Origin of the sequence: Cytobacillus eiseniae (genome assembly GCF_017874625.1) — a bacterium.
GTDB classification, from domain to species: Bacteria; Bacillota; Bacilli; order Bacillales; family Cytobacillaceae; genus Cytobacillus; species Cytobacillus eiseniae.
Genome location: NZ_JAGIKZ010000005.1, coordinates 32,813 through 58,434, shown reverse-complemented (window position 1 = coordinate 58,434; position 25,622 = coordinate 32,813). Strand labels below are relative to the sequence as shown.

Sequence of the window (25,622 nt, the reverse complement as noted above, 5' to 3'; positions counted from 1 at the left end):
GGGGGAAGAGAAAGATGGATTTTCAAAAAATAGAAAAAGCAGCAAGTTTTTTAAAAGAAAAATATCCTCAACAACTAAAAATGGGACTGATTCTTGGCTCAGGACTTGGTATTTTAGCTGATGAAATTGAAGAGGCTGTGAAAATTCCTTATAATGAGATTCCTGATTTTCCAGTTTCGACTGTGGAAGGCCATGCAGGTCAGCTTGTATTTGGTCTCCTTAATGGTGTGCAGGTTGTAGCTATGCAAGGACGTTTTCATTATTATGAAGGCTATTCATTCGACAAGGTTACATTCCCTGTTCGTGTGATGAAAGCATTAGGGATTGAACAATTAATCGTAACGAATGCAGCTGGAGGTGTAAATGAAAGCTTCTCTCCTGGAGATTTAATGCTCATTAGTGATCACATAAATAATATGGGAAGCAATCCATTAATTGGACCAAATGATGCGCAATTAGGTGTACGCTTCCCTGATATGTCGGAAGCCTATTCAGCTGAATATAGAAAGATAGCCAAAGTAATTGCTGCGAAATTGGGATTGAATGTTCAAGAAGGCGTATATGTTGGGAATACAGGTCCAACTTACGAGACACCGGCTGAAATCCGTATGCTTCGTCATTTAGGGGGAGATGCGGTTGGCATGTCTACAGTACCTGAAGTGATTGTTGCAAGACACGCAGGAATGAAGATATTAGGCATTTCTTGTATTTCGAACATGGCTGCTGGAATTTTGGATCAGCCGCTAAATCATGAAGAAGTAATCGAAACAACCGAAAGAGTGAAAGCTGATTTTCTTAGCTATGTAAAGGCACTCGTAAAGGAATTAGGAACAAAATAATACTTTAATGAAAGTGATCGGTGATTACAATGAGAATGGTCGATATAATTGAAAATAAACGAGACGGAAGAGAATTAACAACAGAAGAAATACAATTTTTTGTGAATGGATATACAGACGGTTCAATTCCTGACTATCAAGTGAGTGCATTATTAATGGGGATATACTTCCAGGGAATGACTGAGAAGGAAAGAGCCGATTTAACAATGGCTATGGTTGAATCAGGCGATCAAATTGATTTAACAAAAATTGAAGGAATCAAAGTTGATAAGCATTCAACAGGTGGTGTTGGTGATACAACAACACTTGTACTTGGCCCATTAGTTGCAGCTCTTGGTGTGCCAGTGGCAAAAATGTCTGGCCGTGGTTTGGGGCACACTGGAGGAACAATTGATAAGTTAGAAGCTGTTGAAGGTTTCCATGTTGAAATTGAAAATGATGAATTTATTAATCTTGTCAATAAAAACAAAATTGCGGTCATTGGGCAAAGTGGCAATTTAACACCAGCTGACAAAAAGCTTTATGCTCTGCGTGATGTTACGTCAACTGTTGATAGCATTCCTTTAATTGCAAGCTCAATTATGAGTAAAAAAATTGCAGCAGGTGCAGATGCGATTGTTCTAGATGTAAAAACAGGTGCAGGTGCCTTTATGAAAACCATTGATGATTCGATTGCACTAGCAAAAGCAATGGTCAACATTGGAAATAATGTTGGAAGAAACACAATGGCTGTTATTTCAGATATGAGCCAACCTCTTGGCTATGCTATTGGAAATGCGCTTGAAATAAAAGAGGCTATCGATACACTTAAAGGAGAAGGACCGGAAGATTTGACTGAACTTTGCTTAACATTAGGAAGTCATATGGTCTACCTTGCAAAAGAAGCATCAACATTAAAAGAAGCTCGTGAAAAGCTAGAAGCGGTCATCCAAAATGGGAAGGCACTAGAAGCATTCAAAGTATTCCTAAGTTCACAAGGTGGAGATGCTTCAGTTGTTGATGATCCATCCAGACTTCCGCAAGCTAAATATACATTTGAATTAGAAGCAAAGACAGATGGATATGTTTCAGAAATGGTAGCAGATGAAATTGGAACAGCTGCAATGCTTCTTGGAGCTGGCAGAGCAACAAAGGAATCTGTGATTGATCTTGCTGTAGGACTTGTACTTCGTAAAAAAATTGGGGATCAAGTGAAAAAAGGAGATTCAATTGTTACGATTTACAGCAATTTCGAAAATGTAGAAGAAGTGAAAGAAATGCTATATGAAAATATTCTTATTTCAAGCGAAAAAGTAGCAGCACCAACACTTGTTCATTGTGAAATTACTGAGTAATAAAAAAGTGTCAGGAGGTTTTGAAGTAGAAAAAGCAAATTCATCAAGCAAATTCACATACTTTCAGACAGAAAAAAGCAGAGGGTTTTGTATCCTCTGCTTTTTTATAATCTAATTATTACTATTTTTTTTAGATGATCAAACAAATTCACATCCCTGCTATAAACCTCACTTCCTGTCTATCATCGAGTAACCAGCAAAAGTAAAATAACCGGAGTTTTTCCGCTTAAATGCAGAATGAAGCTCATTTTGGAGAAAATAAGCGGAGATTTTCCGGTTATGCAATGCAAATTTCTCATTATTGAACTTTTTTGAGGCAATAGGCGGAATTTTTCCGCTTATCTAAGCTGTTTTTATTAATAATTATGAAATAAGCGGACTTTCTCCGCCTATTTCTCCGTTCAATTGCTCAACTGGATCCCCCTAACGGACCTTTTTATCTCTTCTCAATACATAATTCGCCCCATTTTGTCAATGCTTTTCGCCGTAATTTGTGTAACCAATAACGATTTCCTACTTGTTTATGCCTAGGCTGAAAAAAGCATGCTTCATTTGAGTGAAGCTCCTCCCTTTGATAAAAAGACTGCAAATTTTTCGTTTAATAAGGTTGTATTATTGTATAAATTCACCTGAAATGGAAAAGATGGAGGCTATAAAGAATGGAGGTTTATGTGATGAAACGAATTATCTCATTAATTGTTATGATTTTCTTATTAACAACCATTTTTGTACCTTCTACTTTTGCTAAGGAAAATGATGGATTGGATTTAGCAAAAGATGTGAAATCAGCGATATTAATTGAGCGGGATACGGGTACAATTTTATACGATAAAAATAGCCATGACAAACTGCCACCAGCAAGTATGACAAAGGTCATGACGATGTTATTGATTATGGAAGCCATTGATCAAGGGAAGCTCACAATGGATGAGAAAATCCGTACAAGTGAATATGCGGCATCCATGGGAGGTTCGCAAATTTTCCTTGAACCAGGGGAAGAGATGACAACTGAACAAATGCTTCAAGGAATTGCAATTGGTTCTGGGAATGATGCTTCTGTTGCTATGGCTGAGAGGTTATCCGGATCTGAAGAAGAATTCGTCAAGCTAATGAACAAGAAAGTAAAAGAGCTTGGACTAGAAAATACAGAATTTAAAACAGCGACAGGTTTGCCTGGTCATGGAGATTACAGCACGGCTCATGATATGTCCATTATGGCGAAGGAATTGCTCAAATATGAAGAAATAACGAAATTTACGGGAACATATGAATCCTATCTTCGGGAAAATACAGACAAGAAATTTTGGCTAGTGAATACAAATCGTCTTGTTAAATTCTATCCAGGAGTGGACGGATTAAAGACAGGATTCACGAATGAAGCAAAATATTGTTTAACAGCTACAGCCCAAAAGGATGGCATGCGAGTGATTGCTGTTGTATTCGGTGCGCCGACTTCAAAAGCTAGAAATGCACAAGTGACAAAGATGTTTGATTACGCATTTAGTCAATATGAAACACATCCAATGTATAAAAGAAATGTAACGTTAGGCAAAGTAGTAGTTAGCAAAGGGGAGAAGAAACGAGTAGATGCTGTAACGAGTGAGCCAATCTCCATTTTAACGAAAAAAGGCGAAGGAATTGAAGACATTAAACAATCGATTGTTCTCGATAAAAATATAAAAGCACCTGTTCAAATAGGAGATAAGGTCGGTGTGCTTCAATTAAAGCAAAATGGAAAAACAATCGTTGAAACAGAGCTTGTAGCTAAGGGTGAAAGCAAGAAAGCGGGCTGGTGGACGTTATTTAAGCGTTCGATGGGTATGTTTACGAAGGCGGGACAATAGGAATTACCTCTTGTCGAATCGAAGAACATTCCTGCAACTTTTAGCGAAATCACACTAGTTTTGTTTTGAAGAAGGAAATAAGTTCGTGCATATCGAAATTGACTCACTATAAGGCCAGAAGGATGTCATTTTTAGTTATAGGCATCGAAAAGATCCGATAAATGAATGAGCTGCTTTTTTTGAAAAAGCGATTGATTCATAAAATGGGATACTAGATAAGGAGGCTAGGATAGTGAGTCTTACGATTAATTTAGAAGTGAAAAAAGATGTATTATGTATTCGTTTAAGCGGAGAATTAGATCATCATTCTGCTGACGAGCTTAGGAGACAAGCGTCTAATGCGATTGAAGAATATGATATTCATCATATTGTCCTCAACCTTGAACAGCTGTCCTTTATGGATAGTTCGGGATTAGGCGTCATTCTAGGCAGATATAAACAAATCAAACAGCAGCACGGTGAAATGGTTGTCTGTGCGATTTCTCCAGCCGTTCAAAGATTATTTGATATGTCAGGCTTATTTAAGATTATCCGTCTAGAGCCGACAGAAGAATTCGCTTTGCAAAGACTGGGGGTTGCATGAACCATGAAAAATGAAATGCAAATAAAATTCAGTGCATTAAGTCAAAACGAATCCTTTGCTCGTGTGACTGTTGCTGCATTTATTAGTCAATTAGATCCAACGATGGATGAGCTGACAGAAATTAAAACGGTTGTTTCTGAAGCGGTGACCAATTCAATTATTCATGGATATGACAATGATTCAAATGGACTTGTCTATATTTCAGTAGAAATAGAGGATGGCTTTATTGATATGTCAATTAGGGATGAAGGATTAGGAATTATGAATGTAGAAGAAGCGCGTCAACCACTGTTTACGACTAAGCCTGAACTTGAGAGATCTGGTATGGGCTTTACAATTATGGAAAACTTCATGGACGAAATAGAAATTAGTTCGCAACCAGGTAAAGGCACAGAGGTCCGATTAAGAAAGCATTTATCAAATAGTAAAATGCTATGCAATTAAGGGAGTCTTGCTATGGATGTGGAGGTTAAAACAACAGAAAAAAGCCAAACTTTTTTGAAGGATCATGAAGTCAAAAGTTTAATCAAAAAAAGCCAAGCAGGGGATCAAGACTCGCGGGATTTAATTGTCCAAAAAAATATGCGACTCGTCTGGTCCGTTGTCCAGCGGTTCTTAAATCGTGGGTATGAGCCGGATGATCTTTTTCAAATTGGTTGCATCGGATTATTAAAGTCAGTTGATAAATTTGACTTATCTTTTGATGTGAAGTTTTCAACCTATGCGGTCCCAATGATTATTGGTGAGATTCAACGGTTTATCCGTGATGATGGAACAGTAAAGGTTAGCCGTTCTTTAAAAGAGATGGGGAATAAAATCCGAAAGGCTAAGGATGAATTATCAAAATCACTTGGCAGAACTCCGACAGTTTCCGAATTGTCTGAGTTTCTTGATATCCCGCCGGAGGATATCATTCTTGCGCAGGAAGCAAGCCGCAGTCCAGCATCTATTCATGAAACAGTGTATGAAAATGATGGGGATCCAATTACATTGCTTGACCAAATTGATGATGGCAATGAAGGGAAATGGTTCGATAAAATTGCGCTAAAGGAAGCGATCAATGAACTTGATGATCGTGAGAGATTAATCGTTTATTTACGCTACTATAAGGACCAAACACAGTCAGAGGTAGCTGTTAGGCTTGGCATTTCACAAGTTCAAGTCTCTCGCCTAGAAAAAAAGATTCTCCAGCAGATGAAAGACCGAATGGATATATAATCTATTCGGTCTTTTTTTTTGAGGATTTGCATAGGAGAAAATCAAGATGGACTTGGTTGAAATTCCGAAAATCTGCAAATGGACTTAAACTGACCTATTCTAGTAAAAAAAGTTATTTTTCCAATCTTATACATAATTAATAAAGGCTGATTGTCGCTCCAATCAACAGGCTTATTTATATGACAACCAATTATTGGTCATCATGAAGTCAATATATGTAACTCATACTACACATACAAGGAAATTAATGTGTGGGAAGTGAACGAAGTGGAAAAAAGTATTTATATTCGATTGCGACACCGCATACAAGTACGAACAAATGAAACGATTTATTTAAAGGATATTGCTCAAATGGTTGCTGAGGAGAATCTGTATGAGCAGGTTAGAAATTTAAAAGTATATGAAGTATCTGAAAAGGATAAAAACCGGGTTGTTATTGATGTCATGATGGTGATTCGTTTAATTAAAGGAATCATGCCAAATGTTGATATACAGCCACAAGGGCCAGCTCAAGTACTAGTTGAAGTTATAGCAAAAAGACAAAAAGTGTCACTTCCACTCTTTTTGTTAGTATGGCTATTATTATTCTTCGGGGCTGCCCTTACGATTATGAATTTTCATGAAGATGTTAGCATGCAAGCAGTGCAGCAACGAATTTACACCATTATTACCGGGGAAGTTGATTCTAAACCTTTAATTTTTCAGATCCCATATTCAATTGGTTTAGGGTTAGGGATGATTCTTTTTTTTAATCATTTATTTAAAAAACGTTTAAATGAAGAGCCAAGTCCATTAGAAGTTGAGATGTTTAATTACCAGCTCGATCTTGATAATTATGTTGCTTTAAAAGAAAACAAGGAGATTATGAAGCAATTTGACGACAGGTAATGTTCTGTTTGTTATGTTTGTAGGCCTTGCTAGTGGCTTGGCAGTTGGGTCTGGCGTTGTCGCATTTTTATCTGTTTTAGGAATTATCCCAAGGCTTATGCAGCTTACAAAAACAATGAAAATGATTCGTTTCTATGAATGGGCTGTTGTGATCGGAGTCATTATTGGGTCAATGGCTTCATTATGGAATCCAATCTTTACCCTCACACGCTATTTGCTCATTCCAATCGGCTTGGCAACAGGCGTATTTGTAGGAATGTTAGCTGCTGCTTTAACAGAGGTGCTGAATGTCTTTCCAATTTTAGCGAAGAGAATTGGGATAGATGGAAAAATTGTTTATTTACTAATGGCAATCGTTTTAGGAAAAATTCTCGGCTCGCTTTATCAGTGGATCTATTTTGTCCAAAAATAATAGAACTTTGTAGTTTTTAGGCTCTATTCTAAAAGATAGTTGCTTTTGAATCAATGTTTGACTAACTAGGTCGGTTGATTGGAGCGGAAGGTGCGACACTCCTCGAAAATGCTGTCGCATTTCCTTCGTGCGGTGTGGATTCTAAGGAGCCAACTCAATGTCCTGCGGGATGCGTGGGACAGCTGAGACTTACGCAGGAGCGAAAGCGATGAGGAGGCTCAAGCGGACTGCTCCGCGGAAAGGGAGCACACGTGCGCGGAAATCAACCTTTACCTAATTTTTTGTAAATAGCAACAATGTTTGCGAAAACAGAATAAGTAATAGAGCTTGAGAAAGCCACCATCCTATGATGAAAGGATTTAAGAATATGGATGAACGGAGGCACGTCATTTTAATTACAGATGGAGACGACTATGCAAGAAAAACGATTGAATACGTAGCAAAGGAAATCGGGGGTAGATGTATCTCATTATCTCACGGTAATCCTACAACCATTGATGGACCGCTCATTGTGAAGCTAATTAAAAAAGCACCGTATGATCCTGTATTCGTTATGTTTGATGATAGTGGTCTAGCGGGAGAGGGGGCTGGAGAGCGTGCATTAAAGTATGTGGCCACCCATGCAGACATTGAAGTATTAGGTGTGATTGCTGTTGCAGCAAAAACAAGACAGGCGGAATGGACGAAAGTAGATATATGTATTGATCGTGATGGTGAACTTACTCCATATGGAGTTGATAAATTCGGTATTCCTGAAATGGAACAAGGCCGGCTTTATGGTGACACAGTCTACTGTCTCGATGAAATCGATGTTCCGATCATTGTAGGAATTGGTGATATCGGAAAAATGGCGAAAAAGGATCATCTTGATATCGGTTCACCAATAACAAAGAAGGCTGTCGAGTTAATTTTGGAAAGGAGTGGCTATCGTGAAAGACAACAAGAATAATAAAATTCCTATTCCTGAATCATTAGAAGAAATCGAAAAGTATATGAAGAATCGGATTGGACTAGGGGAAAGCTTTGATCTAGGAGTAAGGAAATTAATTATCCTTAAAAAAAATGTCCATTTTTATTATGTGAATGGGCTCACTGATACTCAATTCATTATTGAATTAGTAGAAGAGTTAGTAGCAATCAATGATCATGAGAAACTAACAACAAATATTAGTAAAGTGGTTGAGAATCGATTAGTTCATCAATCTGTTGCACAAATAAAAACGATGGACGAGCTAGTTGATCAAGTATTGTCAGGTCTTATTGTTGTTGTTATGGAAGGTGTTGGACATGGATTAGTTGTCGATGTCCGAAGCTATCCTGGCCGAACACCTATGGAGCCTGATACAGAAAAGGTTGTTCGTGGTTCAAGAGATGGCTTTGTGGAAAATATAATCATTAACACAGCATTAACGAGAAGAAGAATTAGAGATGAGAGTCTGCGATTTGAGATCATGAGAGTGGGGGAACGTTCAAAAACAGATGTGGCAATCGGATATATTAAGGATATTGCAGATCCTGATTTAATTGAAGTTATTCGAAAAGAAATCGCAGCCATTCAAATTGATGGAATAACAATGGCGGATAAGACAATTGAAGAATTTCTGCTAAAACAAGGATATAACCCATATCCACTCGTTCGGTATACTGAGCGGGCAGATGTAGCGGCTACCCATTTGCTTGAAGGACATGTCCTTATTTATGTGGATACTTCACCAAGTGTTATGATCACACCGACAACATACTTCTATCATTTACAGCATGCGGAGGAATATAGACAATCTCCTGCTGTAGGTACATTTGTCCGTTGGATTCGTTTTCTTGGTGTCATTGCCTCACTATTTTTGTTGCCGCTTTGGTTTTTATTTGTGTTAGAGCCTTCCTTATTACCTGAATCCATCGCATTCATTGGTCCCAATGAACAAACGAATGTGCCAGTCATTGTACAGTTATTTCTTGCAGATATTGGGATTGAATTTTTAAGAATTGCTGCTATTCATACACCAACCCCACTATCGACAGCGATGGGTTTAATTGCGGCCGTGTTAATTGGACAAATTGCCATTGATGTAGGATTATTTGTTCCTGAGGTTATACTTTATGTCTCACTTGCTGCGATTGGTACGTATACTACTCCTAGTTATGAGTTAAGTATTGCAAATAAAATCGTACGACTGGCCTTTTTAATTCTAGTGGCAGCATTCCATACGCCAGGATTTGTGATTGGTATTACATTATTTATCCTTTGGCAAGTGAGTATAAAAGCGTTAAACACACCTTATTTATGGCCATTTATCCCGTTTCATCCAAAAGCACTGTGGCAGATATTAATCCGTACATCTGTTCCTGGATCAAATATTCGACCAAGTATTATTCATACACGTAATCGTTTTAAACAGCCAAACAACTAATTTGTTTAATATACTACTTTCGAAATTGCGGATTTAACCGAATTATGTTAAAATTTCTTAAAATAAAATGGGGCAAGAAATACAATAGACAGTTTCTAATTTAGATACTGTCTATTTCTCTCAAGTTAAAATGAGAAATAGAGAAGAGGTTGATTTATGTTTTTTCATGGCACATCGAAAGTGAACGATAAGGGGCATCTTGAAATTGGCGGTGTCGATACTGTAAAGCTAGCTGAACAATATGGAACACCGTTATACGTATATGATGTTTCTTTAATTAGGGAAAGAGCAAGGGGATTTAAGAAAGCCTTTGATGATTCAGGGGTAAAAGCTCAAGTGGCTTATGCAAGTAAGGCTTTTTCAACTATAGCAATGGTACAATTAGCAGAAGATGAAGGTCTATCACTTGATGTCGTATCAGGTGGAGAATTGTATACTGCCATTGCAGCGGAGTTTCCTGCCGAACGGATCCATTTTCATGGGAATAATAAGAGCAAAGAAGAATTAGAAATGGCATTACAGCATGAAATTGGATGTATTGTCGTAGATAATTTTTATGAATTAGAACTGATCCAATCAATATGTGAAACTATAAATAAGACAATGAAGGTTCTGCTAAGAGTAACTCCTGGTGTAGAAGCGCATACACATGATTATATTACAACTGGGCAAGAAGATTCTAAGTTTGGTTTTAATCTTCAAAACGGACAAGCTGAAAAAGCATTGTTGCAAGCATTGGAGTTTAATAGAATAGAGCTGCTCGGCCTTCACTGTCATATTGGTTCTCAAATTTTTGAAACGACAGGCTTTATCGTCGCTGCTCAGAAAATATTCGACAAGCTCAATGAATGGAAGAATACTTTTGCTTTTGAATCAAAGGTATTGAATCTTGGTGGAGGATTCGGCATTCGTTATACAAATGATGATCACCCACTTCAAGCTGCTCAATATGTGTCTGAAATTATTGCTGAAGTCCAAAAGCAAGTAGAAAAGTATGAAATGCAAATGCCGGAAATTTGGATTGAACCTGGCCGTTCACTTGTTGGGGATGCTGGTACGACCTTATACAAAATAGGTTCAAGAAAAGAAATCCCAAATATCCGGAAATATGTAGCGATAGATGGAGGAATGAGTGATAATATTCGACCAGCTCTTTATCAAGCCAAATATGAAGCTGTGATTGCAAACAAAGTGTTAGCAGAGACAGAAGAAACAGTCTCCATTGCGGGTAAGTGCTGTGAATCAGGAGATATGCTCATTTGGGATATTCCACTTCCTAAGTCAAACAGTGGTGATTTGCTTGCCGTATTTTGCACAGGTGCTTATGGGTATGCGATGGCGAATAATTACAATCGAATTCCAAGGCCTCCTGTTGTATTTATCGAAAATGGGGAAGCTAAGCTCGTTGTAAGAAGAGAAACCTATGAGGATTTGATCCAGATGGACTTATCGATAAAAGCAAAGATAAACAATTAAACTTCCTTATTTAGGAAGTTTTTTTAAAAAAGAAATACGAATGCAAAACATCAAATTCAATTAATAATCCTTATAACATGTCGTGTTTCATTGATCGTGAGAAGGAGTCCTTCCAGTTTGAATGCTTAATCAAGTCACTTGCACTTTCGTTCATTCAAAGAGTACAATGGAAAAGTTATTATATTTCGTGTAGAATAAACATAATCCAAGCATAAAAACACAAATGTAACGATTTTGTGATAGGAGGATTTATGAGAAAGAACAACTGGATACTTTTTATTTTCATATTACTATTGGGTATACTATGGGGACTGTACTATTGGTTTTTTATTGTTCCGGCACAATAATAAAATGGATTAAGAACTGTGCAAACAAAGAATTATTACATATAGTATAAATATAGTTTAGAATGATCAGATTTTGGGGATAATAGATTGGAATGCTTGAAAATAATGAGGGATAATCATGTTAATACGTTATAAAAAAACATTCGAAAAAATTGCTATGGGCTTGTTATCATTTATGCCAAATGAAAAAGAGTTGAAGAAGCTACAGCAAACGATGAAACAATATGAAAATGATGAGGACCTGCAATTATTTTTGTGGAAAGCAGGAGAAGATATCATTGGTTTATTAGGTGTTTCCATGTATGAGAATACAGCAATTATTCAACATATCTCAGTGAATCCTTCCCATAGACAGCAAGGAATTGGAAAAGAAATGGTGAAAGCATTCATTGAATTATATCCAGAACGAACCTTAACAGCGAATGAGGAGACGGAATCATTCTTAAGTAAATGTGATTTCAATAGTACAAGGGAAAAAGACAGCGAATAAAATTCCTGTCTTTTTTTTCTTTTTAGGAAATGATAAAATTGCATGTTGTGTATAACTTTATGAGCAGTTTAGTCTACATCCGGCTACGGCCCAAGAGCGTCAATGTCGGCACTGTTCACATTCACCGTAATTCCTTTATCGAGAGGGGCAGTTATCCAGATTAGTTTGTACGGTGAGACTGCACGATTCTTCCTATTACTCAGTGCCATTATTTAACGCTTCTAATCGCGTTTGTATGACCATGCTTCGATCTCTTAAGGAATGTCGATGGATGAGTTCTAGGTCCTTTAAATTACTTTCTACTCCCCATTTTATTCCTCTTTCGACACATTGCTTTATACAAGTAGCAAGCAAAGCTTCATCTTGAATGGGCATATGATAACTAATATAATATTCTCCACTTGAAATTTTCTCTTGCCTAATGTGAAGGTCATTCATCAACGATTCTGCATCAAGTCCTAATTCAGACAACTGCTTATAATTCTTTTGAAGAATGGATATTGATTTTGCTAAGGTTCTCTCTGATCCACTGAAATTTCCACGGCGATGATGGTAATTAGAAACAGCTAAAAGAATCAGACCTACCCATATAGATTGTTTATTTTTGGGATCAACACTTTTCCAATAGTCTTCTAGAATTTCGTGGCATTCAAAATAATCTCTTTTCCCGTGGAATTGAATTAAAAACTCAATGTATTCATTTGTATACACCACTTCACCCCCAGTAGCTATACACCTATCCTATCATAATATAAAGCATGAAAAAAATAAAAAACCCAGATAAACTGGGTCATAAATTAAATGCAATAATCTTAGCACCAAGCAGCTCCAACAATAATTAACAAGATAAACAGTACGACGATTAACGCGAAGCCAGAGCCCAAGTTAGAGCCCTCACACCCATGATTTCCTTTAGACATGCAGCATTCCTCCTGTTTTCTTTTTACTCTTCAAGCTATTTTATGTAGGCAGAATCATAATTGTTTGGGCGAATGCGCGAGAATTTTTTCCTGCTTTTACCAGCAAACTTTTCTATTGGATAACTTGTATATATATTTTATACTTAAGTAGTCTTTGAAAAGGAACTTATAAAGAAATATTGGTGAATAGTAATGGAACATTATAATGTGAAAATTGATGCTTTTGAAGGACCGCTTGATTTACTCCTTCACTTAATTAATCGGCTTGAAATTGATATATATGATATCCCAGTTGCAGAAATAACAGAGCAATATTTATTATATATTCATACAATGCAGGTGTTGCAGCTTGATATTGCTAGTGAATATCTTGTAATGGCTGCCACATTGCTGGCAATTAAAAGCAAAATGCTGCTTCCTAAACACGAGGAAGAATTAGATGAAATGGAATTTGATGTGGAAGATGAAGAGAATCCGATGGAAGAACTCGTTGAAAAGCTCGTTGAATACAAAAAATTTAAGGAAGCAACGCTTGATTTGAAGAATATGGAAAGAGAAAGAGGATTAATTTTTACGAAGCCTCCTAGTGATCTATCCGATTATGCTAAAGAGATTCAACCAGAAAAAACAGAACTAAACGTTACCTTGTATGATATGATAGGTGCCTTTCAAAAGCTTTTAAGGAGACAAAAGCTTCAAAAACCATTAACTACTAAAATCGCTCGACAAGAAATACCGATCGAGAAAAGAATGAATGAAATTCTTGATGATTTAAGGGAAGCGAATGGGCCAAAAAGCTTTAATGACCTTTTTCCAGTACATGACCGTGAAATAATCGTTGTGACATTTCTAGCTGTTTTGGAGTTAATCAAACGTCAAGAAATTCACATTGAACAAGAAAACAATTTTTCGGAAATCTTTGTTACATCAATGGAAGGGGTTAGTTAACATGATTAATTGGCAAGGGATTGTAGAAAGTTTGCTATTTGCTGCAGGTGATGAAGGACTTTCGTTAAAGCAAATAGCGATTGTACTAGAGGTTGATGAGTTACAGGCGGAGGAAATTATTAAAGATTTAATGAATAATTATCAAGAAGATGACATGCGTGGGATTACCATCGTTGAACTAGCAGGGACGTTTCAATTAGTAACGAAAAAGGAGCATTCTCTATATTTAAAAAAACTTGTTGCAGCCCCATCTTCAGCCGCATTGTCTCAAGCTGCATTGGAGACACTTGCTATCATTGCTTATAAGCAGCCAATTACAAGAGTAGAAATTGAAGAAATAAGAGGTGTGAAAACAGAGCGGCCAATACATACCTTGACTGCAAAAGCACTAATTAAAGAAGTAGGCAGGGCAGAGGGAACAGGGAGGGCATTCCTGTACGGTACAACAAAGGAATTTCTCGATTATTTTGGATTAAAACGGATTGAGGAGCTGCCGCCGCTGCCTGAAAAAATAGATGAGGATGGCGATTTTCTTCAAGGGGAAGCCGATTTATTCTTTGATAAATTTCAAGAGACACTCGATTCCTGATTTTTTCTTACAATTGAAACTATTTATGTTACTATATAATTGTACAAAAATGCTTCATTTTCTAATGAAGCATTTTCTTTCCTTATTATTTATACATATGAATACGTTTTGGGAGGGAAATAAATGCTTATTAAACAATGCCAGGGATATGAATTGGAAAAAGAGAAGTCAAATACGTCAGAGGATTTTTTTAATCGGAGTGAAATAACGTTTGAAGAGAATGGAAAAGAGAAAACATTGCATGTTTTATATGTCCGTTTTTTTGATGAAATGATGGAAGAATATACACCTTACAAAGCGAATCCTGTTTTTAAAGCGGGTGCAAGAGAAGTGGATTTTAAAGACATTGTTGCACTCGTTTGTTTATTGAAGAATCCAGAGTTTAGGCATCGTAAACGTGTATACATTAACTCTAAGCATGAATTTGCCTCATATTTTGACAATGTTGATTATACAAAGCTGCCTGTTATTTTTGAAGAATTAGAGGCAAGTAAAAGCTATTCGATCCGTTCTCCACTTGAATTTATCGTACAGCCACAATAAGAATAAAAATGTAAAGAGCAGCTATCAAGCTGCTCTTTATTTTGTTCATCTGATGCATGGAAAGGCAATATTTCATCTAGCATCTCATACGATAGTTAGGGACTAAAGAATAGTGGGAGGAAAGTGGATGAGCAAGCTGGATGCGTATATTCAAGATGTATTTAAGTGGAATAAAGAAATGCAATCATTTCTTGAATCAGAAAACGTCAATAAAAATGATGAACTTTGGAGAAAAATGGATCACTTTACGAATATTATGGATGGGATTAAACAGCCTCTAAATGATCAATCATTAGTAGATGTACAACATCAAGTAGATGAGCTTCATGCAGAGATGGAATCGTATTTTTCGAAAAGGCAGGAGCTAGGCAGTGGATTTTTAAACGAAACACGCGTAGCTGTAGGCAATCATAAATTGCCGCCTTTGCCCTATTCATACCATGCCCTTGAGCCATATATTTCTGAGGAAATTATGCGGCTTCACCACAATAAGCATCATCAATCCTATGTGGATGGGTTGAATAAAGCAGAGAAAGAGCTTGAAAAATCACGGGCAAAAGGCGACTTCTCACTCATCAAGCATTGGTCAAGGGAGCTTGCCTTCCATGGCTCAGGGCATTATTTGCATACGATCTTCTGGCATAATATGACGCCAAATGGCGGTGGGAAGCCGACAGGGGCATTATTAAAAGCAATAGAAAACTATTTTGGCAGTTTTGAGGCGTTCAAGCAGCAATTTACAGAGGCTGCAAATCAAGTAGAAGGGGTTGGGTGGGCGGTGCTCGTTTGGTCGCCAAGAGCACACCATCTGGAAATCTTGCAATCAGAGAGACATATGCTTCTAACACAGTGGGATACGATTCCATTGCTTGTCTTGGATGTTTGGGAGCATGCTTATTATTTACAATATAAAAATAAGCGCACAGATTATGTGAAAAATTGGTGGAATCTTGTTAACTGGAAAGATGTAAGTGACCGATATATAGAAGCTTCTAAATTGAAATGGAAACCATTTTGACTTTTTTCCCGCTGTTAGCGGTTTTTTTTTGTCATATCAATACTTGTCCTGCATAAAATTGTACAAACCGATGAAGGAGACTGCAATGAAAAATAAAATGAAACAGTGGCTAATCATCCCGATAATCATGACCCTTTTGCTGGCATTGATTCCGAGTAAAGCAAAAGCTTCCTTTTACGCGAGTGCACAAAGTGCCATATTAATGGAGCAAAGCTCTGGTAGAGTATTGTATGAAAAAAATGCATATAAACCGATGCGAATTGCAAGTATTACTAAGATTATGACAGCAATCATCGCCATTGAATCAGGGGAAATGGATGAGATGGTGAAGGTAAGTAATAGCGCGGTTAAGACAGAGGGCTCTTCTGTCTATTTAATCCCTGGTGAGAAAATCAAATTAGAGGATTTAGTGTATGGCCTAATGCTTCGCTCAGGGAACGATGCAGCCATCGCAATTGCTGAGCATGTGGGTGGCAGCCTTGATGGTTTTGTTTATTTAATGAACCAGAAAGCGGAGGAAATTGGAATGAAAAATACTCATTTTGCTAATCCGCATGGTCTTGATGATCACGAAAACCATTTATCAACTGCATTTGATATGGCACTTCTCACTCGTTACGCAATGAATAATAAAGTCTATAAAAAAATTTCAGGAACAAAAGTCCATCGCTCCCCACACCCGACTGAAAATTGGGATCGGAAGTGGACGAATAAAAATCGATTGTTAACAGGTTTATATGATTATACAACTGGAGGCAAGACTGGCTTCACAAAACGTGCGAAACGGACATTAGTATCAACTGCAACAAAGGGAGAACTGGATCTAATTGCTGTTACATTAAATGGTCCGGATGATTGGAATGATCATATCCAAATGTATGAGGCAGGGTTTAAAACATATCAATTAGTAGAAGTTTTGCCAAAGGGATTGATTAAAAATATGAAGGATGAATTTTATAAAAAGAAAGTGTATGTGGATCATTCCTTTGTTTACCCTGTTACAGCCAAGGAAAAAGAACAATTCCGAATTGAATACAAAATGTTGAATCCTAATCGAGAGTGGAAAGAGGATATTCCCGAAATTGTAGGGAGAACGATTATTTACTTTGGTGATCAGCAAGTGAAAACAATGCCTATTTACTATAAGCAGGTAGAGGAAGAAGACAAGCAGTCTTTTTTTGATCGATTTAGAAACTTATTCATATCGATAGTTGGTGTCAGAACAAATGGTTAATATTATTTGGGTATTTCTAACGGTAATTGGAATTATCTTTGCGATGATAAATGGAACGATGGATCAAGTAAATGAGGCTATTTTTAATGGGGCAGCAGAGGCAGTAACCTTGTGTATTGGGTTAATAAGTGTACTTGTATTCTGGCTAGGAATAATGAAGATTGCCGAAAATGCAGGGCTGTTAAAGAAATTATCCTTATTATTTACCCCAATTGTGAAAAGATTATTTCCTGAAGTTCCGAAAGATCATCCTGCAATGGGTTATATTTTATCGAATATGATGGCAAATATGTTTGGACTTGGCAATGCGGCAACCCCACTTGGCATCAAGGCAATGGAAGAGCTGAAGCGATTAAATGGAGGCTTAGATGTAGCAAGCAGATCAATGATTACATTTCTAGCGTTAAATACATCTAGTATCACACTTATTCCCACAATGGTTATAGCCATTCGGATGAAATATGAGTCCGTATCACCAACTGAAATTGTCGGCCCTACTCTAGTCGCATCATTTTGTTCTGCACTTGGCGCGATATTAATTGACCGGTATTTCTATTACAGGAGAACAAGAAAAGGATGAAGTCCAATGCAAATTATATCAGTAATTTCCTTATGGTTTATCCCTGTTCTAATTGCTTTCATATTAGTATACGGAACGATCAAGCGTGTTCCAACATATGAGAGCTTTGTGGATGGAGGAAAGGAAGGGATAAAAATTGCCGTCTCAATCATCCCTTTTCTAGTTGGTATGCTTGTAGCTATTTCAGTATTCCGAGCATCTGGCGCATTGGAGTATTTCATGGAATTTATCAGACCTGCTCTTTTGGCTATCGGGGTCCCGCCAGATATTGTACCGTTAGCAATTATCAGACCCATCTCAGGATCAGCTGCGCTTGGAATAACGAGTGATCTAATTGCTGTTCATGGTCCAGATTCATTCATTGGCCGTCTGGCTTCTGTTCTTCAAGGAAGCACAGATACAACATTTTATGTCTTGACTGTTTATTTTGGTGCAGTAGGTATTAGGAAAATGGGTGATGCGCTGAAGGTAGGGTTATTAGCTGATTTAGTAGGAATTATTGCTGCAATTGTTGTCGTTACCCTCCTATTTACTAGTTAAGAAATACCTGAAAACAGGTATTTTTTTTGCGTAAAAATGTTAATAACGAATAGAAAGGAGGAAAGGATGTCTTTAATAAAGGCTCTTTCTAAAAGATTGTTGTTTTTAAATCAAATGTTCGAATGAATAGTTACCAAATAGGTCAGTTGATTGGAGCGGAAGGTGCGAGACTCCTGCGGGATGCGTTGGACAGATGAGACCCCGCAGGAGCGTGAGTGACGAGGAGGCTCAAGCGGACAACCCCGCGGAAAGCGAGCATCCTGGAGCGGAAATCAACCTTTACAAATTAGATATAAATAGCAACAATATTTGCGAAAATAGCCTTAATAAAAGGATATATAATAAAGAAAAACTTCCCCATCCATTCATGCAAATATTCTAAAAAAAGGTGTCTACTTTGAAAAAATGATGATTTATGTCATAATTCATAAGGATAGAAATAGGTATAATTTTTATGAGCTGAAGTTGGAGTGATATAAATGGAAAGATTACAAAAGGTAATTGCACATGCAGGAGTTGCTTCTCGCAGGAAAGCGGAGGAGCTTATTAAAGAAGGGCATGTGAAAGTAAATGGAAAGATCGTAAAGGAATTAGGAATTAAAGTAACAGCTTCTGATCGTGTAGAAGTAAAAGGAATTCCTGTTGAGAGAGAGGAGCCAGTCTACTTTATTCTATATAAACCTCGAGGAGTCATTTCGAGTGTGACAGATGATAAAGGGAGAAAAGTTGTAACGGATTACTTCCAACAGATTGAACAGAGAATTTATCCTGTGGGACGGCTTGATTTTGATACATCTGGACTGTTGTTACTAACAAATGACGGGGAGTTTGCCAATTTATTAATGCACCCTAAAAGTGAAATCGAAAAGGTATATGTGGCAAAAGTGAAAGGTATTCCTTCTCGAGAAGAAATGAGAAGTCTTGAAAGAGGAGTTCGCTTAGAAGATGGGAAGACGGCTCCTGCTAAAACAAAAATGATCTCGATGGATAAGAAGAAGCAAACAGCCATTATTGAGTTAACGATACATGAAGGAAGAAACCGTCAAGTAAGAAGGATGTTTGAAGCGATTGGCCATCCTGTTCTGAAATTGAAAAGAGAAAGGTATGGTTCATTAACACTTCAAGGCTTAACGGCAGGAGATGCAAGAGAATTAACTGCACATGAAGTGAAACAGTTACGCACACTTGCACAAGCTAAATAATGTAAAGTGATTTTTTATGGAAATTTCATAGAAAAGTCACAGTTACTTCAAATTGTTAACATTATTAGTATGTTGATAAATGCTATAATTAAAATCGACTGTTTCACGAAAGACGGCTACCATTTATTTAAGGGGAGAATGTAATGAAAAAACGACGATTAGTGATGAGGTCGGTCATTCTGCTTATTTTAGGAGCGGCAGTTGCCTATACCTTGTATGCAAATTTTACAAAAGAAGATAGTAAAAAGGTTGTCATGGGGGAAAAAGCGCCTGATTTTGTGTTAGTGGATTTGGATGGGGAAACGCATCGACTTTCTGATTATGAAGGGCAAGGTGTCTTTTTAAATTTCTGGGGTACATATTGTAAGCCGTGTGAAAGAGAAATGCCATATATGGATAATCAGTATAAACAGTTTAAAGACAATGGTGTACAAACATTGGCTGTGAATGTAGGTGAGTCAGAGCTTGCAGTAAGTAAATTTACAGAACGTCATAATTTATCATTCCCGATTCTCTTAGATAAAGACGGACAAGTTCAGACTGCTTATAAAATTGGTGCCCTTCCTGCGACATATTTAATTGATAAAGAAGGAAAGGTCGTTAAATACCATACTGGACAATTGACAGAAGAAATGATTAAAGACTTTATGGAGGAAGTGCAGCCATAAGTTACGGGGAGATTTTAAAATGAATCATGTGAAATGTGAATGCGGGCATGTAAATCCGCATGGAACGATACTTTGTGAGTCATGTGGAAGAGTTCTTGTAGAGTCAGAAAAAGAGAAGAAACTTGTAGACATGCGTTATGAAGGAAGTGCACGCCGATCACAAACATATAATAAAACGTTTATCGATAAAATTTGGAACTTTTTCTCATCCGTTAAGGTCGGTGTGTGGCTAATTGTGATTACTTTAGTCGCATCAGCACTGGGAACATTATTGCCACAGGAAATGTATATTCCGCCTGTAATGCCGGCTTCTGAATTTTACGAGGATCAATATGGATGGATTGGTAAGCTGTTTTATGATTTAGGCTTCCATAATTTATACAGTTCTTGGTGGTACTTAATATTAATCGCATCAATTGGGATCTCTTTAGTCATTTGCAGTCTTGATCGAATGATTCCGTTATGGAGAGCATTAAAAGCTCAGCGAGTAACAAGACATGAAGGGTTCTTAAAGCGCCAGCGTGTTTTTGGTGTAACAGAAGTAAATCTAGATGATTCTTCTCAAAAAATTATCGAAAAATTGAAAGCAAAAAGATACAATGTTCGTGAAGAAGATGGAAATATTCTTGCTGAAAAAGGAAGATTTTCTAGATGGGGTCCTTATGTAAACCACATCGGCTTAATTATCTTCTTAATCGGTGGAATGCTGCGATTTGTACCTGGAATGTATATTGATGAAGTCCTTTGGGTTAGAGAAGGAGAAACGAAGCTCATTCCAGAAACGGATGGAGAATATTACTTAAAAAATAATGAGTTTATTCTAGAAGTATACGATAAAGATAAAGATAATGAGGCATTTAGTGAAGCAATCGAAAAAAATGGGATGGTAGCTAAAAACTATCAATCAAATGTAACTTTATATAAGAAAATCGGTGAAACGGTTGCTGGACAAGAACAAGAACTTGAAAAAGTAAAAGATGAAGCCATTCAAGTAAATCAACCATTGAAATTTGAGAGCTTCGCATTATATCAGGTGGATTACAAAATGGATGAGTTAAATCAAATGACCTTCTCTCTATCAAATAAGCAAAAGAATGAAACATTTGGTGAGCTGAAGATTGATTTATACAATCCACAAGATCAATATGATCTAGGAAATGGTTATTCTGTAGAAATAATGAGCTACTTCCCAGATTTTGAATTTAATACAGAGGGAGAGCCAACAACAAAGTCTAAAGTTCCTAATAACCCAGCATTTGTTTTCAAGATGATTACACCTGACAAACAAGATGGCGAGATTAGCTTTGTTGCTATCCAGCAAACAATTGAGCCATTTGGGGATAATGATTATAAGTTGGATTTTGTAGGGATTGATACACTAAATGTATCGGCATTGACTGTTCGTAAAGATTTAACCTTGTGGATTCTTGCGGTTGGTGGAATAATCTTTATGATCGGTGTTGCCCAGGGCTCGTATTGGAATCATCGTCGTATTTGGATTCGTAAGGTGAATGATGAAGTATGGGTAGCTGGACATACAAATAAAAATTGGCACGGTTTAAAGAGAGATATTGAATTGGTTCTAGAAGATACAGGAATTAAAGAACCAGAAGATCAAGTGCAAAAAGAAGAAGGTCAAGAATAAGGAGGGGAACTCAATGGTTTCTTTAAGTGGGAATTTATTATATGTTGCTTTTATACTATATTTAATAGCAACAGTCTTTTTTGCAGGTTCTATTAAAGATAAAAAGGGGAAACAATTAGAAAAAGGACCGAATAAATGGGCGAAAATCGGAGTTTTCTTAACGATTCTTGGTTTTGTAGCAAATGTAGGCTACTTTATTACTCGTTGGATTGCGGCTGGACATGCACCTGTAAGTAATTTATTTGAATTTACAACGTTTTTTGGCATGTGCCTTGTTGGTGCTTTTATCATCATTTACTTTATTTATAAAACACCGGTACTTGGTGTATTTGCATTGCCTGTAGCGATTCTATTGATTGCGTATGCGAGTATGTTCCCGAAGGAAATATCGCCGCTAATCCCTGCTCTGCAAAGTGATTGGCTTCACATCCATGTGACAACTGCTGCTGCTGGACAGGCAATATTAGCAATCAGCTTTGCTGCTGGATTAATCTATTTGGTTAAGTCGCTAGATCAGACAAAAGCAACTAAAAGTAATTTTTGGTTAGAGGCAATCATGTATGGGCTTGTTTGTACGCTTGGTTTTATCATCATGACAACAGTCTTCTCAAGCATGGGCTATAAAGCAGAGTTTAATTATATTGATAAATTTGATCAAGAAGCGCAAATTGAATATGCAATGCCTGCTATTATAGGTCCTAATGAATGGGAACTTCTTACAGATGATAAATTTGAACCGCTTCTCGCTATGCCTGGTATTATCAATGCAAAAAAACTCAATACTGTGATTTGGTCAATAGCTGCTGGGTCAATTCTATACTTGTTGCTAAGATTAGTTTTACGAAAACGAATTGGAGCAGCCTTGCAACCTTTAACAAAGCATATTAATCTTGATTTAGTAGATGAAATTGGTTATCGTTCCGTATTAATTGGGTTTCCTGTTTTCACCCTTGGTGCTTTAGTCTTTGCAATGATTTGGGCGCAAATCGCGTGGACGCGCTTCTGGGGATGGGATCCTAAAGAGGTATGGGCATTAATTACATTCTTATTCTATGCTGCGTACTTGCATTTACGTCTATCAAAAGGATGGCATGGAGAGAAATCTGCTTGGCTTGCTGTAATTGGTTTCATTATTATTATGTTTAACCTTGTTGCAGTAAACCTTGTTATTGCTGGTCTTCATTCATATGCCGGATAAGTGTCATTCAATGTTAAACACAGATTGAACAAAAGCCTTCACTTCACGTTAGTGGAGGCTTCTTTAAAATAATTTGGGGGATATAAGAAGGGGGAGCTATTTATGGAAAAAGAAGTAAGGATTTTGGTTGTAGATGATGAAGAAAGAATTCGTCGTTTATTAAAAATGTATCTAGAAAGAGAAAATTATATCATTGATGAAGCGGAAGACGGAAATGAGGCTGTATCTAAGGCTTTAGGAAATGATTATGACGTCATTCTTCTTGATTTAATGATGCCTGGTAAGGATGGACTTGAAGTATGTCGTGAAGTAAGAGAGAAGAAAGCTACGCCTATTATTATGTTAACTGCCAAAGGGGAGGAAGTTAACAGAGTACAAGGATTTGAAGTAGGTACAGATGATTATATTGTTAAGCCATTTAGTCCAAGAGAAGTTGTATTGCGTGTAAAAGCGTTATTACGCCGTGCATCAAGTACAACTTATATTCAAACTGAAACAACTACAAAAGATGTAATCGTTTTCCCACACTTAACCATTGATAATGATGCACATCGTGTGTTAGCTGATGGGAAAGAGGTAAGTCTTACACCGAAAGAATACGAACTATTATATTTCTTGGCAAAATCACCAGATAAAGTATTTGATCGTGAGCAATTGCTTAAAGAAGTATGGCATTATGAGTTCTTTGGTGATTTAAGAACAGTGGATACTCATGTGAAACGATTAAGAGAAAAGCTTAATAAAGTATCTGAACAAGCAGCTAAAATGATTGTTACTGTTTGGGGTGTAGGCTACAAGTTTGAGGTTATTAATGAATGATGTTTTTACGCAGTGTAGTAGGTAAGCTTTGGTTTACTATTATTTTACTCGTATCTTTTGTTCTATTTATTTTAACCATTATGCTTCTAGAGTTTTTCGACAACTATTATATTAATCAAACAGAAAAGGGTCTTACAAATACTACACAAAAGATTGCTCGTATATTAGATGAGCATGAAAAAGATATTGGGTTAGAGATTGCCTGGGAATTAGTCGATGATGTGACAAAGATTGTTGTTATCCATAATGAAAATGAATTTAGTTATTCACCTAATGAAAATCAAGCATTCAAGTTGCCATTGTCGTACTTAAGGCAGGACAAGGATTTACAAAAGGTTTTTACAGAAAATAAAACGGTGCAAAAAATGTCTTCTATTTCTGAAAGTGGGATTGATGAAGATCATAATTCGAAAATATTAATTATCGGTGTGCCGTTAAAAGATACAGAAAATATGGATGATGCTGTATTCATTTATCAATCATTAACTGTGATGCAGGAAACAACAAGAACAACAACAAAATTTATTTTTCTTGCTGCAGGGGTAGCGATTATTTTAACAACTATTTTTGCTTTTTTCCTATCCACTCGAATTACTGCACCATTAAGAAAAATGAGAGAAGCAGCATTTGAAGTGGCAAAAGGAAAATTCGATACGAAGATTTTGTTATCATCGAGTGATGAAATTGGTGAATTAGCGATTGCATTTAACCAAATGGGCAAACAGCTAAAGTTTAATATGAATGCTTTAAGCCAAGAAAAAGAGCAGCTAGCAAGTATTTTAAGTGGGATGGCAGACGGCGTAATTACATTTAATAAGGATGGAACCATTCTTATTACGAATCCTCCTGCAGAACGCTTCTTGCAAAATTGGCATTATGAAAAAGTGGATGGAGAAATAGATGCAGGTGCAGTCCCTTCAAAAGTGATGGAACTCTATCAGCAGGCTGTCGATACAGAGAAAGAGCAGGTTGGAGAGATCTCTATTCAGGGAAGATTCTGGGTGATGATTGTCAGTCCACTCTATAATAATGAGTACATTCGAGGTGCAGTGGCTGTTATTCGTGACATGACAGAAGAAAGAAAGCTTGATAAACTTCGACAGGACTTTATTGCAAATGTATCACATGAGTTGAGAACACCTATTTCAATGATGCAAGGATATAGTGAAGCCATTGTTGATGATATTGCTGGAACAGATGAGGAAAAGAAAGAAATGGCTCGAGTGATTTACGATGAATCATTACGAATGGGCAGGCTTGTAAATGAACTACTTGATCTTGCAAGAATGGAAGCAGGTCATATTCAGCTTACGATTGAAGACGTAGAAATCAATCCCTATCTTGAGAAAATTACTAGGAAATTTCTTGGGCTCGCAAAAGAAAAGGGAATTCATCTAGAATGTAAAATAGATGAAGCAGAAAGATACTTTCGTTTTGACCCTGACCGAATGGAGCAAGTATTAATCAATTTAATTGATAATGCACTTAGACATACGCCAAATGCAGGGAATGTGACGGTAATCGAACGATGTGATACGCGGGGATTATTTATTGAAGTTACTGATACAGGAACAGGTATTCCTGAGGAGGATTTGCCATTTGTTTTTGAGCGATTCTACAAAGCGGACAAAGCTAGAACAAGAGGACGTTCTGGAACTGGTTTAGGGCTTGCAATTGTTAAGCATATTGTCACTGCACATAAAGGACAAATTTCAGTTCAAAGCAAACTAGGACAAGGGACGACATTTTCCATCTTTATTCCTCGAAAATTCGAATAATATAGAAGAAGCTGCCGATTGTTCTTGATTCATGAGAAACATTCATAATGATCTTTTTTGAAAGAGGAGGGATTTTTAGAAAAATCCTTCCTTTTCTGTAT

Annotated in this window: 27 protein-coding genes; 25 read left to right on the top strand and 2 right to left on the bottom strand. The window is 37.0% G+C overall.

Annotation, left to right across the window (positions count from 1 at the left end; genetic code table 11):
• Nucleotides 1-14: 14 nt before the first annotated feature.
• The 12 genes from J2Z40_RS06415 to J2Z40_RS06360 all read left to right on the top strand — a co-directional run bounded on the left by J2Z40_RS06415 (nt 15) and on the right by J2Z40_RS06360 (nt 11,839).
• The gene (locus tag J2Z40_RS06415) at nt 15-839 is read left to right on the top strand and encodes a purine-nucleoside phosphorylase (protein WP_066395666.1); all 825 of its coding nucleotides are present in this window, start codon (nt 15-17) and stop codon (nt 837-839) included.
• Nucleotides 840-868: 29 nt separating this feature from the next.
• Entirely contained in the window at nt 869-2,173 is a 1,305-nt protein-coding gene (locus J2Z40_RS06410; RefSeq protein ID WP_066395663.1) for a pyrimidine-nucleoside phosphorylase, read from the top strand.
• A gap of 674 nt (nt 2,174-2,847) precedes the next feature.
• Nucleotides 2,848-4,017, top strand: a complete 1,170-nt coding sequence (locus J2Z40_RS06405; protein ID WP_180316781.1) for a D-alanyl-D-alanine carboxypeptidase family protein — start codon at nt 2,848-2,850, stop codon at nt 4,015-4,017.
• A 232-nt stretch (nt 4,018-4,249) separates the two neighbouring features.
• Nucleotides 4,250-4,600, top strand: a complete 351-nt coding sequence (gene spoIIAA / locus J2Z40_RS06400) for an anti-sigma F factor antagonist (RefSeq protein ID WP_057764249.1) — start codon at nt 4,250-4,252, stop codon at nt 4,598-4,600.
• A 3-nt stretch (nt 4,601-4,603) separates the two neighbouring features.
• Nucleotides 4,604-5,044 (top strand): anti-sigma F factor, encoded by a 441-nt coding sequence (gene spoIIAB / locus J2Z40_RS06395; protein ID WP_066395661.1) that lies wholly within the window; start codon nt 4,604-4,606, stop codon nt 5,042-5,044.
• A 12-nt stretch (nt 5,045-5,056) separates the two neighbouring features.
• Entirely contained in the window at nt 5,057-5,818 is a 762-nt protein-coding gene (gene sigF / locus J2Z40_RS06390) for an RNA polymerase sporulation sigma factor SigF (protein WP_066395656.1), read from the top strand.
• A gap of 267 nt (nt 5,819-6,085) precedes the next feature.
• The gene (locus J2Z40_RS06385; protein ID WP_066399393.1) at nt 6,086-6,706 is read left to right on the top strand and encodes a stage V sporulation protein AA; all 621 of its coding nucleotides are present in this window, start codon (nt 6,086-6,088) and stop codon (nt 6,704-6,706) included.
• A gap of 13 nt (nt 6,707-6,719) precedes the next feature.
• Nucleotides 6,720-7,118 carry a stage V sporulation protein AB gene (locus tag J2Z40_RS06380; protein ID WP_083954011.1) on the top strand — a complete coding sequence of 133 codons (399 nt, stop codon included), beginning with the start codon at nt 6,720-6,722 and terminating at the stop codon, nt 7,116-7,118.
• Between the two features lie 367 nt (nt 7,119-7,485).
• Nucleotides 7,486-8,067: a stage V sporulation protein SpoVABEA gene (gene spoVAEA / locus J2Z40_RS06375; RefSeq protein WP_066399391.1), complete on the top strand. Its 582-nt coding sequence runs from the start codon at nt 7,486-7,488 to the stop codon at nt 8,065-8,067.
• Nucleotides 8,048-9,526 carry a spore germination protein gene (locus J2Z40_RS06370; protein WP_180316780.1) on the top strand — a complete coding sequence of 493 codons (1,479 nt, stop codon included), beginning with the start codon at nt 8,048-8,050 and terminating at the stop codon, nt 9,524-9,526. The genes spoVAEA and J2Z40_RS06370 overlap by 20 nt, the downstream gene beginning before the upstream one ends.
• 156 nt (nt 9,527-9,682) lie before the next feature.
• Nucleotides 9,683-11,002: a diaminopimelate decarboxylase gene (gene lysA / locus J2Z40_RS06365; RefSeq protein WP_066395652.1), complete on the top strand. Its 1,320-nt coding sequence runs from the start codon at nt 9,683-9,685 to the stop codon at nt 11,000-11,002.
• A 465-nt stretch (nt 11,003-11,467) separates the two neighbouring features.
• Nucleotides 11,468-11,839: a GNAT family N-acetyltransferase gene (locus J2Z40_RS06360; protein WP_066395650.1), complete on the top strand. Its 372-nt coding sequence runs from the start codon at nt 11,468-11,470 to the stop codon at nt 11,837-11,839.
• A gap of 195 nt (nt 11,840-12,034) precedes the next feature.
• Here the strand turns inward: J2Z40_RS06360 and J2Z40_RS06355 are convergent, their stop codons facing one another.
• Together J2Z40_RS06355 and J2Z40_RS06350 are read right to left on the bottom strand one after the other, a co-directional pair.
• Nucleotides 12,035-12,550 (bottom strand): DUF309 domain-containing protein, encoded by a 516-nt coding sequence (locus tag J2Z40_RS06355; RefSeq protein ID WP_066395648.1) that lies wholly within the window; start codon nt 12,548-12,550, stop codon nt 12,035-12,037.
• 101 nt (nt 12,551-12,651) lie between these two features.
• Nucleotides 12,652-12,759, bottom strand: coding sequence for a YjcZ family sporulation protein (locus tag J2Z40_RS06350; protein ID WP_066395646.1), 108 nt, complete (start codon nt 12,757-12,759; stop codon nt 12,652-12,654).
• Between the two features lie 192 nt (nt 12,760-12,951).
• Here J2Z40_RS06350 and J2Z40_RS06345 point away from each other — a divergent pair, with 192 nt between their 5' ends.
• From J2Z40_RS06345 to J2Z40_RS06285, 13 genes are all read left to right on the top strand, one after another.
• Nucleotides 12,952-13,707 (top strand): segregation/condensation protein A, encoded by a 756-nt coding sequence (locus J2Z40_RS06345; RefSeq protein WP_066395636.1) that lies wholly within the window; start codon nt 12,952-12,954, stop codon nt 13,705-13,707.
• A 1-nt stretch (nt 13,708) separates the two neighbouring features.
• On the top strand, nt 13,709-14,296 hold the full coding sequence (scpB, locus tag J2Z40_RS06340) for an SMC-Scp complex subunit ScpB (RefSeq protein WP_066395633.1): 588 nt from the start codon (nt 13,709-13,711) through the stop codon (nt 14,294-14,296).
• A 123-nt stretch (nt 14,297-14,419) separates the two neighbouring features.
• On the top strand, nt 14,420-14,839 hold the full coding sequence (locus J2Z40_RS06335) for a hypothetical protein (RefSeq protein WP_066395631.1): 420 nt from the start codon (nt 14,420-14,422) through the stop codon (nt 14,837-14,839).
• A 127-nt stretch (nt 14,840-14,966) separates the two neighbouring features.
• Nucleotides 14,967-15,857 carry a superoxide dismutase gene (locus J2Z40_RS06330; protein ID WP_066395628.1) on the top strand — a complete coding sequence of 297 codons (891 nt, stop codon included), beginning with the start codon at nt 14,967-14,969 and terminating at the stop codon, nt 15,855-15,857.
• An 85-nt stretch (nt 15,858-15,942) separates the two neighbouring features.
• A complete protein-coding gene (locus J2Z40_RS06325) occupies nt 15,943-17,091 on the top strand; it encodes a D-alanyl-D-alanine carboxypeptidase family protein (RefSeq protein ID WP_066395626.1) in 1,149 nt (382 codons plus the stop codon).
• A complete protein-coding gene (locus J2Z40_RS06320; protein WP_066395619.1) occupies nt 17,084-17,671 on the top strand; it encodes a nucleoside recognition domain-containing protein in 588 nt (195 codons plus the stop codon). The genes J2Z40_RS06325 and J2Z40_RS06320 overlap by 8 nt, the downstream gene beginning before the upstream one ends.
• A 6-nt stretch (nt 17,672-17,677) precedes the next feature.
• Entirely contained in the window at nt 17,678-18,211 is a 534-nt protein-coding gene (locus J2Z40_RS06315) for a spore maturation protein (protein ID WP_066395617.1), read from the top strand.
• 479 nt (nt 18,212-18,690) lie between these two features.
• Nucleotides 18,691-19,413 (top strand): 23S rRNA pseudouridine(2605) synthase RluB, encoded by a 723-nt coding sequence (gene rluB / locus J2Z40_RS06310; protein ID WP_066395611.1) that lies wholly within the window; start codon nt 18,691-18,693, stop codon nt 19,411-19,413.
• 143 nt (nt 19,414-19,556) lie between these two features.
• Nucleotides 19,557-20,081, top strand: a complete 525-nt coding sequence (gene resA / locus J2Z40_RS06305; protein WP_066395608.1) for a thiol-disulfide oxidoreductase ResA — start codon at nt 19,557-19,559, stop codon at nt 20,079-20,081.
• A 19-nt stretch (nt 20,082-20,100) separates the two neighbouring features.
• A complete protein-coding gene (gene resB, locus J2Z40_RS06300) occupies nt 20,101-21,726 on the top strand; it encodes a cytochrome c biogenesis protein ResB (protein ID WP_066395604.1) in 1,626 nt (541 codons plus the stop codon).
• A gap of 13 nt (nt 21,727-21,739) precedes the next feature.
• Nucleotides 21,740-22,924: a c-type cytochrome biogenesis protein CcsB gene (ccsB, locus tag J2Z40_RS06295; RefSeq protein ID WP_066395598.1), complete on the top strand. Its 1,185-nt coding sequence runs from the start codon at nt 21,740-21,742 to the stop codon at nt 22,922-22,924.
• 102 nt (nt 22,925-23,026) lie between these two features.
• A complete protein-coding gene (locus J2Z40_RS06290; RefSeq protein ID WP_066395596.1) occupies nt 23,027-23,743 on the top strand; it encodes a response regulator transcription factor in 717 nt (238 codons plus the stop codon).
• Nucleotides 23,740-25,521 carry an ATP-binding protein gene (locus tag J2Z40_RS06285; RefSeq protein WP_066395594.1) on the top strand — a complete coding sequence of 594 codons (1,782 nt, stop codon included), beginning with the start codon at nt 23,740-23,742 and terminating at the stop codon, nt 25,519-25,521. The genes J2Z40_RS06290 and J2Z40_RS06285 overlap by 4 nt, the downstream gene beginning before the upstream one ends.
• Nucleotides 25,522-25,622: the final 101 nt, after the last annotated feature.